13 protein-coding genes are annotated in these 14,007 nt (G+C 72.1%); 4 read left to right on the top strand and 9 right to left on the bottom strand.

Annotation, left to right across the window (positions count from 1 at the left end; translation table 11 throughout):
• Nucleotides 1-106: 106 nt before the first annotated feature.
• The 5 genes from ACFC0D_RS05670 to ACFC0D_RS05650 are packed head-to-tail and all read right to left on the bottom strand — an operon-like array spanning nt 107 to nt 6,483.
• The gene (locus ACFC0D_RS05670; protein ID WP_376431367.1) at nt 107-2,668 is read right to left on the bottom strand and encodes a polynucleotide kinase-phosphatase; all 2,562 of its coding nucleotides are present in this window, start codon (nt 2,666-2,668) and stop codon (nt 107-109) included.
• Nucleotides 2,665-4,134 (bottom strand): 3' terminal RNA ribose 2'-O-methyltransferase Hen1, encoded by a 1,470-nt coding sequence (locus ACFC0D_RS05665; protein WP_376431365.1) that lies wholly within the window; start codon nt 4,132-4,134, stop codon nt 2,665-2,667. The genes ACFC0D_RS05670 and ACFC0D_RS05665 overlap by 4 nt, the downstream gene beginning before the upstream one ends.
• Nucleotides 4,135-4,180: 46 nt before the next feature.
• The gene (mmuM, locus tag ACFC0D_RS05660) at nt 4,181-5,107 is read right to left on the bottom strand and encodes a homocysteine S-methyltransferase (protein WP_376431363.1); all 927 of its coding nucleotides are present in this window, start codon (nt 5,105-5,107) and stop codon (nt 4,181-4,183) included.
• A gap of 16 nt (nt 5,108-5,123) precedes the next feature.
• Nucleotides 5,124-6,047 (bottom strand): LLM class F420-dependent oxidoreductase, encoded by a 924-nt coding sequence (locus tag ACFC0D_RS05655; protein WP_376431361.1) that lies wholly within the window; start codon nt 6,045-6,047, stop codon nt 5,124-5,126.
• Nucleotides 6,048-6,102: 55 nt separating this feature from the next.
• Entirely contained in the window at nt 6,103-6,483 is a 381-nt protein-coding gene (locus ACFC0D_RS05650; protein WP_376431359.1) for a nucleotide pyrophosphohydrolase, read from the bottom strand.
• Nucleotides 6,484-6,682: 199 nt separating this feature from the next.
• On the opposite strand from ACFC0D_RS05650, the gene ACFC0D_RS05645 reads away from it, so the two are divergent.
• The 3 genes from ACFC0D_RS05645 (at nt 6,683) to ACFC0D_RS05635 (ending at nt 9,510) form a co-directional block, all read left to right on the top strand.
• Nucleotides 6,683-8,227 (top strand): MFS transporter, encoded by a 1,545-nt coding sequence (locus tag ACFC0D_RS05645; protein ID WP_376431357.1) that lies wholly within the window; start codon nt 6,683-6,685, stop codon nt 8,225-8,227.
• A gap of 228 nt (nt 8,228-8,455) precedes the next feature.
• Complete coding sequence (locus ACFC0D_RS05640; protein WP_376431355.1) at nt 8,456-9,001, top strand: TetR/AcrR family transcriptional regulator; 546 nt, start codon at nt 8,456-8,458, stop codon at nt 8,999-9,001.
• 290 nt (nt 9,002-9,291) lie between these two features.
• Nucleotides 9,292-9,510: a hypothetical protein gene (locus ACFC0D_RS05635; RefSeq protein ID WP_376431353.1), complete on the top strand. Its 219-nt coding sequence runs from the start codon at nt 9,292-9,294 to the stop codon at nt 9,508-9,510.
• A 56-nt stretch (nt 9,511-9,566) separates the two neighbouring features.
• Here the strand turns inward: ACFC0D_RS05635 and ACFC0D_RS05630 are convergent, their stop codons facing one another.
• From ACFC0D_RS05630 to ACFC0D_RS05615, 4 genes are all read right to left on the bottom strand, one after another.
• On the bottom strand, nt 9,567-10,061 hold the full coding sequence (locus ACFC0D_RS05630) for a DUF6099 family protein (RefSeq protein WP_376431351.1): 495 nt from the start codon (nt 10,059-10,061) through the stop codon (nt 9,567-9,569).
• Between the two features lie 243 nt (nt 10,062-10,304).
• On the bottom strand, nt 10,305-11,522 hold the full coding sequence (locus tag ACFC0D_RS05625; protein ID WP_376431507.1) for an AAA family ATPase: 1,218 nt from the start codon (nt 11,520-11,522) through the stop codon (nt 10,305-10,307).
• A 241-nt stretch (nt 11,523-11,763) separates the two neighbouring features.
• Nucleotides 11,764-12,183: a cell division protein SepF gene (locus ACFC0D_RS05620; RefSeq protein WP_376431349.1), complete on the bottom strand. Its 420-nt coding sequence runs from the start codon at nt 12,181-12,183 to the stop codon at nt 11,764-11,766.
• Nucleotides 12,184-12,283: 100 nt separating this feature from the next.
• Nucleotides 12,284-12,739, bottom strand: coding sequence for an Lrp/AsnC family transcriptional regulator (locus tag ACFC0D_RS05615; RefSeq protein ID WP_329114786.1), 456 nt, complete (start codon nt 12,737-12,739; stop codon nt 12,284-12,286).
• A 116-nt stretch (nt 12,740-12,855) separates the two neighbouring features.
• On the opposite strand from ACFC0D_RS05615, the gene ACFC0D_RS05610 reads away from it, so the two are divergent.
• The gene (locus ACFC0D_RS05610) at nt 12,856-13,914 is read left to right on the top strand and encodes an asparaginase (RefSeq protein ID WP_376431346.1); all 1,059 of its coding nucleotides are present in this window, start codon (nt 12,856-12,858) and stop codon (nt 13,912-13,914) included.
• Nucleotides 13,915-14,007: the final 93 nt, after the last annotated feature.

Below are 14,007 nucleotides of genomic sequence, written 5' to 3'. Positions count from 1 at the left end.
GAACGCTAGGGGCTGGCGAAGAAGCCCGTCAACGGGCACGGGGGGCGCAGGGGAGCGCAACTATCCATTCCCCTGCGCCCCCCGTGGGGAGCGTGTCACGGACGTGTCACAGACGCGGGTCCACCGGCTCGGACTCCAGTGCGAGCACCGCGAAGACCGCCTCGTGCACGCGCCAGAGCGGCTCGCCCTCCGCGAGTCGGTCCAGCGCCTCCAGGCCGAGCGCGTACTCCCGCAGCGCGAGTGAACGCTTGTGGCCGAGGAAGCGGTTGCGCAGGCGCTCCAGGTTCTCCGGGCGGGTGTACTCGGGGCCGTAGATGATCCGCAGGTACTCCCGGCCACGGACCTTGATGCCCGGCTGGACGAGCCGGCCGTCCGCGCCGCGCACGAGCGCCCCGAGCGGCTTGACGACCATGCCCTCGCCGCCGGCCGCCGTCATCTCCAGCCACCAGTCGACACCGGCCCGCACCGATGCCTCGTCGCCCGTGTCGACGGTCAGCCGGCGCGTGACCTGGAGGAGCCCCGTCGGATCGTGCTCCACCAGCCGGTCGAGCCATCCGAGCTGCTCGTCGTGCGGCACGGCCGCCAGCGAGCGGCCCCGCGCGGCCAGGATCTGGAACGGCGCGAAGCGCACACCTTCGAGCCCCTGCGTCGGCCAGCAGTACCGGCGGTACGCCTCCGTGAACGCCTCGGCGTCCGCCGCCCGTTCGCGCTGCTTGGCGAGGAGCGCGTCGAGCCCGTTCACGCCCCGCGCCGCCGCCTGCTCCAGTGCGCCGAGCGCGCCGGGGAAGACGGCCCGGGAGGCCGCGCCGACCGCCGCGTACTGCGAGCGCAGCAGCCCGGCCGACTTCAGCGACCACGGCATCAGCTCGCCGTCGAACAGCAGCCAGTCCGTGTCCAGCTCGTCCCACAGTCCGGCGGCGCCGATCGCCGCCCGCAGCCGCTCCAGGACCTGCTCGGTGACGGACGGATCATCGAAGAACGGACGTCCGGTCCGGGTGTGCAGCGCGCCGCTCACCCCGGTGACCCCGAACCGCTCGCTCGCCACCTCCTCGGTCCGGCAGACCAGGGCGACGGCTCGCGACCCCATGTGCTTCTCCTCGCACACGACGCGCTCGACCCCGTCCGCCCTGTACTGCGCGAAGGCCTCGGCCGGGTGTTCCAGGAAGTGCTCATCGGCGGATCCGCCGCGGGCATCCTCCTTCGCGGTCGCCGTCGGGGCCATCGTCGGCGGCAGGTAGGCGAGCAGCCGCGGGTCGACCGCGAACCGGCTCATGACCTCCAGGGCCGCCGCCGCGTTCTCCTCGCGCACGGAGACGTTGCCCATCTGCCGGGTCTCCACGATCCTGCGTCCGTGGACATCGGCGAGGTCGAGCGGCCGTCCCTCGTGGCCACCGGGTGCCCCGGTCGCGAGCGGCCGGGCCGGCTCGTACCAGACCTTCTCCGCCGGCACGTCGACCAGTTCGCGCTCCGGCCAGCGCAGCGCGGTCATCCTGCCGCCGAAGACCGCACCGGTGTCCAGGCAGATGGTGTTGTTGATCCACGAGGTGTTCGGGACGGGCGTGTGGCCGTAGACGACGGTGGCCCGGCCGCGGTACTCCTCCGCCCACGGGTAGCGCACCGGGAGCCCGAACTCGTCGGTCTCCCCCGTGGTGTCCCCGTACAGCGCGTGCGAACGCACCCGGCCGGAGGTCCGGCCGTGGTACTTCTCCGGGAGACCGGCGTGGCAGACCACGAGCTTGCCCTCGTCGAGGACGTAGTGGCTGACGAGCCCGTCGATGAACGCGCCGACCTCGGCGCGGAACTCCTCGGTCTCGCGGCCCAGCTGCTCGATGGTCTCGGCGAGGCCGTGCGTCTCCTGGACCTTGCGGCCCTTGAGCCACCGCCCGAGCTTGTTCTCGTGGTTTCCGGGCACGCAGAGGGCGTCGCCGGACGCGACCATGGACATCACGCGGCGGAGCACGCCCGGGCTGTCCGGTCCTCGGTCGACGAGGTCGCCGACGAAGACCGCCGTACGCCCCTCGGGGTGGTGGCCGTCGACGTACCCGAGCCTCGCGAGCAGGGTCTCCAGCTCGGAACGGCAGCCGTGGATGTCGCCGATGATGTCGAAGGGGCCGGTGAGGTGACGCAGGTCGTTGAACCGCTTCTCCAGGACGACCTCGGCCGCCTCCACCTCCTCGACGCTGCGCAGGACGTGCACCTTGCGGAAGCCCTCGCGCTCCAGCCCGCGCAGCGAGCGGCGCAGCTCGCGGCGGTGGCGCTGGACGACATGGCGGGGCATGTCCGCCCGGTCGGGGCGCACCGCGTTGCGGGCCTGGCAGACCTCCTCGGGCATGTCGAGGACGATCGCGATGGGCAGCACGTCGTGCTGCCGGGCCAGCTGCACCAGCTGGCGCCGCGCCTCCTGCTGGACGTTGGTGGCATCGACGACGGTCAGCCGTCCCGCCTCCAGTCGCTTGCCCGCGATGTAGTGCAGGACGTCGAAGGCGTCCTTGCTGGCGCTCTGGTCGTTCTCGTCGTCGGCGACCAGGCCGCGGCAGAAGTCGGAGGAGATGACCTCGGTGGGCTTGAAGTGGCGGCGGGCGAAGGTGGACTTGCCGGAGCCGCTCGCACCGATCAGGACCACGAGGGACAGATCGGTGACGGGCAGCGTGCGGGTGGTGTCGGTCATGCCGTGTCCTCCTTCGGGGTCGGGGTGCTGGTGTGGGTGAAGACGGCCATCTGGGTGGGCGGGCCGACCTCGGGGTCGTCCGGGCCGACCGGGGTGAAGGCGACCTCGTACCCGTACTGTCCGGCGACGCGCGCCGCCCAGTCGCGGAACTCCTCGCGGGTCCACTCGAAGCGGTGGTCGCCGTGCCGGACGTGCCCGGCCGGGAGCGTCTCCCACCGGACGTTGTACTCGACGTTCGGCGTGGTCACGAGGACCGTGCGGGGACGGGCGGAGCCGAACACCGCGTACTCGAGGGCGGGCAGCCGCGGCAGGTCGAGGTGCTCGATGACCTCGCTCAGGACGGCCGCGTCGTAGCCGGTCAGACGCTTGTCGGTGTACGCGAGCGAGCCCTGGATCAGCTTCACCCGGCCCGCCTGCCGCTCTCCGAGCCGGTCCAGCCGCAGCCGGCGCCCGGCGACGGTCAGGGCACGCACGGACACGTCGACACCGACGATGTCGGTGAAGCGCACGTCCTTGAGCAGCGCCTGCACCAACTGGCCCTGACCGCAGCCGAGATCGAGCACACGAGTGGCGTCGGCGGCGCGCAGCGCGGCGAGGATCGCCTCCCGGCGCTGCTCGGCGAGCGGGACGGGCTTCTCCTCGGTGTCCGTGGTCTCGTCGACCGCGTTGTCGAGGTCGTCGACGTCCAGCCCGTCGCTCTCGGCCAGGCGCACCAGCTCCAGGCGCTCCATCGCCTCACGGGTCAGCCCCCAGCGGCGGGACAGATAGCGGCTGGTGATCAGCTTCTGCTCGGGGTGGTCGGCGAGCCAGCCGTCACCGGCGCGCAGCAGCTTGTCGACCTCGTCGGGCGAGACCCAGTAGTGCTTGGCGTCGTCGAGGACCGGCAGCAGGACGTAGAGCTGGTTGAGGGCGTCGGCGAGCCGCAGTTCCCCTTCGAGGACGAGCCGCACATAGCGGGAGTCGCCCCACTCGGGGAACGCGGTGTCCAGCACCACCGGCTCGGCGTCGACGGTGTCCCAGCCGAGGGGCCCGAACAGCTTGCGGACCAGTTCGGCCCCGCCGCGCGCCGGCAGCGCCGGTACCTCGACACGCAGCGGCAGCGGCTCGGCGGCCCGCTCGGGCATCGCCTTGCAGGCACCGTGCAGGGCGCTCTTGAAGACCGTGGCGAGCGCGACGGCGAGCAGCGAGGACGCGGCGTAGGGCCGGTCGTTCACATACTGCGCGAGCGCTGAATCGGGGGCGCCGCCCCGGCCCTTGCCCTTGCCGCGCCGCACCAGACCGATGGGGTCCACCTCGAGGAGGAGCGCGGCCGTGCACCGCTCCGCGCTCGCCTCGGGGTAGAGGACGTGCGCGCGGCCGTGCGAGGTCGAGAACGTCTGCGCGTTGTCGGGATGCTTGTGCAGCAGAAAGCCCAGATCGGTCGCGGGACGTTCGGGGGTGCCGGTCGTACTGATCGTCAGGAACACATGTCCGAGTATGGTCCGCCCGCCCCTCTCCGACCAGGCATTTTCCTCAGCCCCGGGCCGGTGTTCCGCCCTGCCGCCCCAGCGCGTCGGCCAGTGCGGCGATCCGGTCGGGGCCGACCCGGCAGCAGCCGCCGAGCAGCCGGGCCCCGGCCGCGGGCCAGCCTCGCATCCGCCCGGGATCGAAGGAGCCGCTCCCGCGCCAGGCCCGGGCCCGGGCGTCCCACTCCTCGCCGCTGTTGGGGTAGACGACCACCGGCTTGCCCGTCGCCGTGGCGGCGATCTCCACGGCGCGGCCCGCGTCCCCCGGCTCGCAGCAGTTGATCCCGACCGCGACCACCTGGTCGTTGCCGGCCGCGAGCGCGAACGCCTCCGCGAGCCCCTGTCCGGCGCGGGTCCGCTCCCCGGCGATCGTGTAGGAGAGCCAGACCGGCACGCCGCATCCCTCGACGGCCCGCAGCAACGCCTCGGCCTCGTCGGTGTCGGGCACCGTCTCCAGGGCCAGCACGTCGGGCGCCGCCGCCGCGAGCGCCTCGACGCGGGGCCGGTGGAACCGCTCGAGCTCGGCCACGGTCAGCCCGTACCGGCCGCGGTACTCGCTGCCGTCCGCGAGCATCGCTCCGTACGGGCCGACGGACCCGGCGACCCACACCTGCTCGGCGGCCCCCTCCCCCGCGGCACGGGCCAGCTCCACCCCGCGCCCCAGCAGCCGCGCCGTCTCGGCCCGGCCGATGCCGCGCCGGGCGAAGCCCTCGAAGGTGGCCTGGTAGCCGGCGGTGATCAGGACCCGGGCGCCCGCCCGGACATACGCCGTGTGCGCCGCCGCGATCTGTTCGGGCCCGTCGACGAGCAGCCGGGCCGACCACAGCTCGTCGCGCAGGTCGCAGCCCTGGGCCTCCAGCTGGTTGGAGAGCCCACCGTCGAGGACGAGCACGTCGGCGGTGAGCGCCTCGGCGAGGGTGCGAGCGGGTGCCATCGGGGTGTCCTTCCCGTCAGCCCAGCTGGGACTGGACCTGGGCGGAGATCAGCTCCAGGTGGTCCAGGTCGTCGAGGTCGAGGACCTGGAGGTAGACCCTGGACGCCCCGATCGCGCCGTACCGGCCGATCTTGTCCACGACCTCGGCGGGCGAGCCCGCCAGGCCGTTGGCCTTCAGCTCACGCACCTCGCGGCCGATGGCCGCCGCGCGGCGCGCCACCTCCGCGTCGTCCTTGCCGACGCAGACCACGAGGGCGTTGGAGTACACCAGGTCGTCGGCCCGGCGGCCGGCGGCCTCGGCGGCGGCGCGGACCCGCCCGAACTGGCGCTCGCTGTCCTCCAGCGAGGCGAACGGGATGTTGAATTCGTCGGCGTACTTCGCGGCGAGCCGCGGGGTCCGGCTCGCGCCGTGCCCGCCGATGAGCACCGGGATCCTGGACTGCGCCGGCTTGGGCAGCGCGGGCGAGTCGACGAGCTGGTAGTGCTCGCCCTCGTACGAGAACTTCTTGCCGATCTCGGTGCCCCACAGGCCGGTGACGATCGCCAGCTGCTCCTCGAGCCGGCCGAACTTCTCCTTGGGGAACGGGATCCCGTACGCCCGGTGCTCCTCTTCGAACCAGCCCGCCCCCAGACCCAGTTCGACCCGGCCGCCGGACATCTGGTCGACCTGGGCCACCTGGATGGCCAGGACTCCGGGGAGGCGGAAGGTGCCTGCCGTCATCAGCGTGCCGAGACGGATCCTGCTGGTCTCCCGGGCCAGACCGGCCAGCGTGATCCACGCGTCGGTCGGCCCGGGAAGGCCGTCGGCCGATCCCATGCTGACGTAGTGGTCGGAGCGGAAGAAGGCATCGAAACCGAGGTCCTCGGTGGCCTTCGCGACAGTGAGAAGGGTGTCGTAGTCGGCCCCTTGCTGGGGCTCGGTGAAGATTCGAAGATCCATGACTCCATCCTGCACCGCCGGGTGGCCGTCAACCTCCCCGGCGGCGGGCCCGCACTCACTCCGAAGAGTGACCGTCCCCCGTGCCGGTCGCCTTCTTGGAGCGGCCCGGGGGCCGGCCGACCGGGAATCGGAGCTCGTTCCGGTCGATCTTCGCCGCCAGCGCGGCGAGCGGATCGACGCCGAGCACCCCGCAGAACTGGAGCAGATACGCCAGCACGTCGGCGACCTCGTCCTCGACCCGGTGCGCCCGCTCCGGGTCCTCCATCACACGGTCCGCCTCGTCGGGCGTCAACCACTGGAAGATCTCCAGGAGTTCGGCCGCCTCGACGCTGAGCGCCGCCGCCAGGTTCTTGGGCGTGTGGTACGGCTGCCACTCCCTCGAAGCCGCGAACTCGGCCAGCCTGCGCTGCAATCCCGCTACATCCAGTTCCGTCACGGCTCCAGGTCTATCACCGGGCGACGTCGAGGCGCGACGCGCACCAGCTCGCACACCTGCCGCAGCTCGCCGGGCCGGGAAGGCCGGGCTCCAACTCAGGCTCACACTCCGGCGATTGTTAAACGGGGACAGTCCCTGTATCTTCCTCGACCAGGAACCGTGGAATGTCCCCGTTTAGCTTCCGAGGAGATGCCGAATCATGAGTGAAGAGACCGTCGCGAGCACCGCGGGCCAGAGTCGGCCCACCGAGGGGGCCGCGGCGGACCGCCGCCGCGGCATGGTGCTCGCCATCGTCCTCGCCCTGCAGACGATGCTCATCCTCGACGTGAACGTGGTGAACATCGCCCTCCCCGACCTCAAGGAGGCGCTCGACTTCACCCCGACCGGACTCTCCTGGGTCCTCAGCTCCTACCTGCTGGCCTTCGGCGGACTGCTGCTGCTCGGCGGCCGCGCCGGAGACGTACTCGGACACCGCCGCGGCATGCTCATCGGCGTCACGGTGTTCACCCTCGCCTCGCTGCTCGGCGGCCTCGCCGACTCGGCGGGCACGCTGATCGCCGCCCGCGCCCTCCAGGGCGTCGGCGCCGCCATCGCTGCACCGACCGTGCTGGCGCTGATCGCCACCCACTTCACCGACGACAAGTCCCGGGCCCGCGCCCTCGGTCTCTATGCGGCGGTCTCCGGCTCCGGCGCCGCCATCGGCCTGATCGGCGGCGGTCTGCTGACGGACTGGCTCTCCTGGCGCTGGGTGCTCTTCATCAACGTGCCCATCGGCGTCGCGTTGCTGATCGCGGCCCCGATGTTCATCCACGAGACCGAGCGCACGCCCGCCCGCTTCGACCTCGGTGGCGCCCTGACCTCGACGGTCGGTACGACCGCGCTGGTCTACGGCTTCATCCGGGCCGCCGAGAGCGGCTGGAGCGACACCCTGACCCTCGGCTCCTTCGCCCTGGCGATCGCCCTGCTCGCGTTCTTCGTCCTCATCGAGACCCACGCCAAGCAGCCGATCACCCCGCTGCGGCTGTTCGCCGACCGCAACCGCGCGACCGGGTATCTCTCGCTGCTCTTCGTCATGGCGGCCGGCAACGCGATGTTCTTCTTCCTGACCCAGTTCCTCCAGGAGGTCCGGGGCTTCACCCCGATCCAGGCGGGGCTCGCGTTCGTACCGCTGGCCGTGCTGATCCTCGCCACCTCCGGCATCGCCGCCAAGGTGCTGCCCAGGGTCGGCCCGCGCATGCTCACCGCCGTCGGTGCCGCCGCCATCAGCATCGGTCTGATCTGGTTCGCCCGGATCACCCCGGAGGCCGAGTACCTCTCCGCGCTGCTCGGTCCGATGCTCGTCGCCGGCCTCGGCATGGGCACCCTGCTCGTCGGCGTCACGACCATCCTGATGTCCGGCGTCGCACCGGAGGAGAGCGGTGCCGCTTCCGGCCTGCTCAACGTGATGCAGCAGATAGGTGGCGCGCTCGGCCTCGCCATCATGGTCACCGTCTTCGGCGCCGCAGGCCGCGCCGCCTCGAACGAGTTCCCGTCCGGTCTCGACGCCAAGGGCACGGCGGACTTCGTCCTCACCGAGGGCGTCACCACGGCGTTCGCCTGGGGCGCCGGATTCACCGCGCTCACGATCCTGCTGACGCTGATCATGCGGACCGTCCCGACGGGCGGCGGCGTCACGGAGCCGATGCCGGAGCAGGCGCCGAAGCAAGCGGCGAACCCCGAGGGGCGCGAGGTCACGACCCCCTAGCCCGCCGCCCGCGCCGTGACCGGACAGCCCCGGGCCCACCCCGGCAGGCAGCGGTCCCGAAGCTCAACTCCCCCGCCCGGGCCGGGCGCGGAGATCGGCGAGGAGGGCCCGGAGCGGGAACGGGAACGGGAACGGGATAGAATACGGGGTCATACCCCGGTTTTGGTGCCGCTGCCGTCGCCGACGGGAGCGGCACCGTTCCCAGCACGGCAAGGAGAGGACAGCCCGATGCGCGCAGACGCCCGCCGCAACTACGAGCGACTCCTGTCCGAGGCCAAGAAGGCCTTCCACCAGCACGGCATCCACACGTCGCTCGACGACATCGCCAAGCAGGCGGGGCTGGGCAACGCGACGCTCTACCGTCACTTCCCGACCCGGGAGAGTCTGCTCGAGACGATGCTCCGCGACAGCATCTCCGAACTCGGCGGTACCGCACAGGAGTTGCTGACCACCGAGCCGGCCGGGGCGGCGCTGGCGAGCTGGGTACGGGCAGCGGTCGCCCACGCCACCACGTACCGCGGTCTCGTGACGATGCTGATGGACAGCCTCAAGGACGAGACGTCCGAGCTGAACAACGCCTGCACGTCGATGCAGTCGTCCGGCCGGCAACTGCTGGAACGTGCCCAGCGTGCCGGTGAGGTACGGAACGACATCACGGCCTCCGAACTCTTCGCCCTGATCGCGGCGGCGGCCTGGACCCGAGAGCACGCGCCGGAGGAGGCCGACCAGGTCCTGACGGTCCTCATCGACGGCCTGTGGCCGACACGAAGCTGACCGGGACCGGGACGCGACGGGCGATGACGAGGTACGGGTGCGGTCGCCCTCTACCGCCGCAGGGTCGTCCGTCCATGGCTCCGTCAGCGTCCCGGCCGCGCCTGCTCGGTCGGGTGAATGGCGGCCTTCCGGCGGGGCGCGTCCCGCGAGGCCAGTGACCGTGGCCCGGCGCGCGTCGTTGGCTCGGGCGGAGCCGGACCGCCCGGCCCGCGCGCCGGCGGCCGCTGCCGGTGCGTCGTTCTCACGTGTGGCCCTCCCTTGCGGGAAGGGCCTGGGCCGAGGAGGCCGCCATGTCCCAGGAAGCCGCGCCTGAAAGGGCGATGCCCGAGCAGCCGGTCAAGCATTCCGTGCCCGAGCAGAAGGGCCCCGGCGCCCCGAAGGGCCTGCTGCAGCAGATGGAGGAGCTGATGGCGGCGCTCACCGCCGATCTGTCGCAGCTCGACGCCGACCTTCAGTCCACGGCGGACCGCCGTGAGCCCCCTTCCAAGGACCGACCCCTCACGGACTGAGGGCTCTCCGGCCGTCCACCGCCCGTCTCCACGGCGGGCGTCCCCGCGGTTCCCGTTCACGACGGCCCCGCCGGGCCCGCCCGCTCACGGGCGACGTCGGGCGGCCGGTCCCGCTCCCGTACCGCGAGCCGGCGCAGCATCCCCCGCACCCGGTCGTTCGACTCGTCGGCCGCGTCGATCGCCTCGATGCACTGCCAGTAGAGCCCCTCCTCGTCGGTGACACAGGCCACCCCGACGAGAGCGATTCCCACCTCTCCGAGGAGCGCGCTCAGCGCTGTCAGCGCCACACGCGTGTCCCCCACCTCGGTCAACTGGGCGGCCCTCAAACCGCCTGTACGCAGCGCGGGATGGTCGACCACCCCGCGCGCGCCCCCTGTCTCGCTCAACCCTCGCGCCTCGCCCCGCAGCTCCAGCGGTCCGCCGAGCGCGAGATGACTCCCCATCGCCTGGGCGAGGGCCTGTGCCTGCCATGCCTCCGCCACGATGTCCAAGGCATCCCTGCTCCGCGCCAGCGCGTTCCGCCCCGTCGCGATCAGTCGCTCCGCTTCCATCGACGCCGCCCCCGTTCGTACGACTTACTGCCCACTCAGTCCATTACCCAGCGTGAAGGTGCCTGAGCCCCAACGCCAGGGGAATTCGGAAATCTGTGGACAGGAGGCTCGATGGGGAAATCCCGATCACTCCGAAGAGTGACGATCACCGTTCCCGACGGCGCCCATGGACCGTCCCGAGGCCGACCCCGGGGACAGCGCACCTCGTTCCGGTCGATCCGCCCCTTCGGCAGGGGCATTCCGTCACCGCTCCAGCTCCACCACCGACACCCCGGGCGTCTCCCGCACGCTCGCCGCGACCGTCTCCCCGACGGTCGCCACGAGCCTGATGTGGCCACCGGCACAGATGGTGGTGGCGAGACCCAGCAGCTCCCGGAGCTGACGGGGATCGAGCCCCCGGTCCAGTCCGTCCGAGAGAACGGTCAAGGTCCGCATGGCACCGGGCACTTCGGCGAGCTGATCCATGGCGAGCACACCCGGACCGGTGAGAAGGACGAGTGCGAGCGCGAGATAGCGGAGCTCCCCGTCCCCGAGCCGCCCCAACGGCGTGGCCACCGCCGCCGGCGACGACCCCTGCGCCGGCCCCGCCCCCGCCAGAGCTCCCAAGGCACCGGCCCCGACGCGCGACGCCCCGCGCTCCAGCACCGCCCGTACCCTCCCGTCCGGCAGCTCCTCGACTCCGAGTCCCGTCACCGGCCCCGCGCATCCCGCGCCCGCGACCGAGGCCAACCGGGCGTGCCGGCGGGGGCAGTCGGTGCGGGTGCGGTGCAGCACCTCCGCGAGGTTGTCGCACCCCCGCCGCAGCCGCCCCTCCCCCGTCGGCACGGGTGCGCGCATCCGGTCCGGTCGTGGATCGCAGACGAAGACCGATCGCAGCGCCACCAGCACCTGTTCCGCCGCCGCCAGGACCTCCAACTGCCCCTTCGTCTTGCCCGCGACGCGCAGGGGCAGAAGGGCCGTGCCCAGCAGGTCGTCGGGGAGCGGCGCCCGCGTGACGGGGGTGGCTCCGGCGGTGTGCCATTCGGCCTGGACGGCATCGCGGCCCGGGTCGCGGAGGGCGGTGGTGAGCAACGTACGGCCGCGGCAGGTGAGCCGCTCGCCGACGATCCGGAGCCGGGGCTCGGCCTGTACGGCGATGTCGAGGTGGACGGGACCGACCGGGCCGTCGACCGTGCACCCGATCCGGAATCCCCGCCTGCCCTGGGCGTCGGGCCTGGCCCGTTCGGGAACACAGTCGGCCGCGTCGGGAAACACGGTGGCCAGATCGTCGCCCGCCCCCAGCCGCGCCAGCGCTTCGTACGCCCGCAGAGCACTGGACTTCCCGCTCCCGCTCGCCCCGGCGAAGAGCGTCACCGGCCCCAGGGGATGGACGGCGGCGCGGTGGGAGGCGAAGGCGGAGAGACGCAGTTCGGTGACGGTGGGGCGGGCGGGGCCGGCGGGTCGCCGCGTGGAGTCGCCCATGAGATGCCGCAGCACGTCGTCCGCGGAGTCACCTACGGCGTCACGCGCGGATGCGCGCATGGTGTCGTACGTGGTGTCGTGCGCAGCGTCGAACGCGGGGCCCCGTGCGGGAGCGGGAACAGCGGGAACAAGGGTGGAGATGGCGGAAGCGTCGGAATCGGGCGTAAGGCCGCCGGTGGAGTGCATGATCGGACCGTACGCAGACCGGTGTATGACGAACCGTTACACCGAGATGACCTTCCTACGATCGGGGGACGGCAACCCCGATGCCGTCGTCCTCCGAGTCCGGCGCGCCCTCGACCTCGGTGCCGGCCGGGGTCAGCAGGAAGACGTTGCGGTCGACCCGGTGCATGGAGCTGCCGAGTCCGAAGACGACGCCGCTGCTGAAGTCCAGGATGCGCTTGGCCACTTCGGTGTCGGCGCCGGTCAGGTCCAGCAGCACCGGGATCTGGGCGACGAGGTACTCGGCGACCTCACGGGCATCGGCGAAGACCTGCACCCGCAGGACGACCATGCGGCGCTGCTCGGCGGCCTCGTACGGGTCGTGCATCGCGCGGTGATCGACTCTGGACGGCCATTCGTCACGGCCGCGCAGGGGGACGACCTGCGCAAGGCCCTCCCACTGCTCGTCGGTGACGTCGTACCTCTCGTACCTACTCATGCCCCCATCCTCCCGTCCCTCACTCGTTCGGCCCAACAGCGACACGACCCGACTCGACGCTACTCTCGACAAGTCGACAAGATGCGACCCGGTACGCCCCTCACCGCTCGACAGGAAGCCCGCGCGGCTCCTTGATCCGCTTCATGATGATCTGCGAGTTGACCTCGGTGACTCCGGTCAGCGAGGTCAGCCGCTCGATCCAGAGGCGTTCGTACGCCGCGAGATCGGCGACCGCGATCCGGAGCAGGCAGCCGGGGCTGCCGAAGAGCCGGTGGGCCTCGATGACGTCGGGGATGTCGCGGAGCGCCTCCTCGAAGGCCTCGACGGTCTCCCGGTCGCGCCGGACCTCGATGGAGACGAGCACCTCGAAACCCCGCCCGACCGCCGCCGGATCGATGACCGCGCGGTAGCCCTGGATCACGCCGTCCTCCTCCAGCTGCCGCACCCGCCGCAGGCAGGCCGAGGCACTCAGGCCGACGCGCTGGGCGAGCTCCAGATTGGTCAGCCGACCGTCTTCCTGAAGCTCACGCAAGATACTGCGATCGATGCGGTCCATGACGCAATTATGCACGGTGGAATTCATGATTCCGGGCTCAAATCCGCAATCACATTCGATACAAGCTCACCTATCGTTGCGAGTGCGACGACCTTCGACCTCCGGGACAGACAGACATGCAGTGGACACGCGACGACCGGCCCCGCCGGATCACCCTCATCAGCACCGGCGGCACCATCGCCAGCCGCTGGCAGGGCACCGGGTACGCCGCCGACGCGTCCGGTGACGACGTCCTGGCCACCTCGGCCCTGCCGGAGGGCGTGACGGTCGAGGTCGTGGACCTGTTCAACGTCAACAGCTCCCGGATGACCAGCGCCCGCCAGCTGACGCTGCTGCGCGCGGTCCACGCGGCCCTCGCCGACCCCGGTGTGGACGGCGTCGTGGTCACGCACGGCACGGACACCCTGGAGGAGTCGGCGTTCTTCCTGGACCTCCATCACTCCGACCCCCGGCCGGTCGTCTTCACCGGCGCACAGCGCCCGCTCGGTACGGGGGACGGCGACGGCCCGGGCAATGTGTACGACGCCCTGCAGGTCGCCGCCTCGGTACGTGACCTGGGCGTCCTCGTCGTCTTCGACGGCCGCGTCCACGCGGCGCGCGGCACGGTGAAGACGCAGACGCTCGCGGCCGACGCGTTCGCCGACCCCTCCGAGCAGGGTCTCGGCAAGGTGGGGTTCGGCAGTGTGGACATCCGCCGCAGCCCGGACCGGCCGACGCCCCTCCCCCTCCCCGTGGCCGCGGGCACCCCGCCCCGGATCGACCTGGTGATGCACCACAGCGACGGCGACCCGCTGTTCCTGAAGACCTCCGTCGCGGCCGGCGCCCAGGGCGTCGTGCTGGTCGGCACCGGCGCGGGCAACGCCACCCCCGAGATAGCCTCGGCCGTCGCGGACGCGGTGGCCCAAGGCACCCTCGTCGCCCTCAGCACCCGGGTCCCCGCCGGTCCTGTCGCGGAGATCTACACGGGCGGCGGAGCCGTGGACCTGGTGGCCGCGGGCGCGGTACCGGCCGGAACGCTGCGCGCGGGCCAGGCCCGGATGGCGGTCCTCGCCACCCTGCTGTCCGATGTCGCCCCGGACCGTCGCCCCGCACTGCTGCACGGCCTCCTGAACGGCCCCACCCGCGCGGAACCGGCTCTGACGGCTGCGGGCTCCCGCTTCTCCGGCGGCTCCTGACCACGCGCCGGCGTCCGTCATCTTCCCCTCCGCCGACGGACGCCGGCCCTCCTTCCTCCTCCCTCCCGGCGGGTTCACCCGCCCGGGCACGTC

This window comes from Streptomyces sp. NPDC056222, assembly GCF_042264065.1.
Taxonomy (GTDB): Bacteria; Actinomycetota; Actinomycetes; order Streptomycetales; family Streptomycetaceae; genus Streptomyces.
Note: the sequence above shows the minus strand (reverse complement) of the source record. Positions and strands in the feature narration are given on the sequence as shown.

Coding starts and splice junctions, on each gene's coding strand:
- ACFC0D_RS05670 (WP_376431367.1), bottom strand. CDS start 2,668: ATGACCGACACCACCCGCACGCTGCCCGTCACCGATCTGTCCCTCGTG.
- mmuM (WP_376431363.1), bottom strand. CDS start 5,107: ATGGCACCCGCTCGCACCCTCGCCGAGGCGCTCACCGCCGACGTGCTC.
- ACFC0D_RS05655 (WP_376431361.1), bottom strand. CDS start 6,047: ATGGATCTTCGAATCTTCACCGAGCCCCAGCAAGGGGCCGACTACGAC.
- ACFC0D_RS05645 (WP_376431357.1), top strand. CDS start 6,683: ATGAGTGAAGAGACCGTCGCGAGCACCGCGGGCCAGAGTCGGCCCACC.
- ACFC0D_RS05640 (WP_376431355.1), top strand. CDS start 8,456: ATGCGCGCAGACGCCCGCCGCAACTACGAGCGACTCCTGTCCGAGGCC.
- ACFC0D_RS05635 (WP_376431353.1), top strand. CDS start 9,292: ATGTCCCAGGAAGCCGCGCCTGAAAGGGCGATGCCCGAGCAGCCGGTC.
- ACFC0D_RS05630 (WP_376431351.1), bottom strand. CDS start 10,061: ATGGAAGCGGAGCGACTGATCGCGACGGGGCGGAACGCGCTGGCGCGG.
- ACFC0D_RS05625 (WP_376431507.1), bottom strand. CDS start 11,522: ATGGGCGACTCCACGCGGCGACCCGCCGGCCCCGCCCGCCCCACCGTC.
- ACFC0D_RS05620 (WP_376431349.1), bottom strand. CDS start 12,183: ATGAGTAGGTACGAGAGGTACGACGTCACCGACGAGCAGTGGGAGGGC.
- ACFC0D_RS05615 (WP_329114786.1), bottom strand. CDS start 12,739: ATGGACCGCATCGATCGCAGTATCTTGCGTGAGCTTCAGGAAGACGGT.
- ACFC0D_RS05610 (WP_376431346.1), top strand. CDS start 12,856: ATGCAGTGGACACGCGACGACCGGCCCCGCCGGATCACCCTCATCAGC.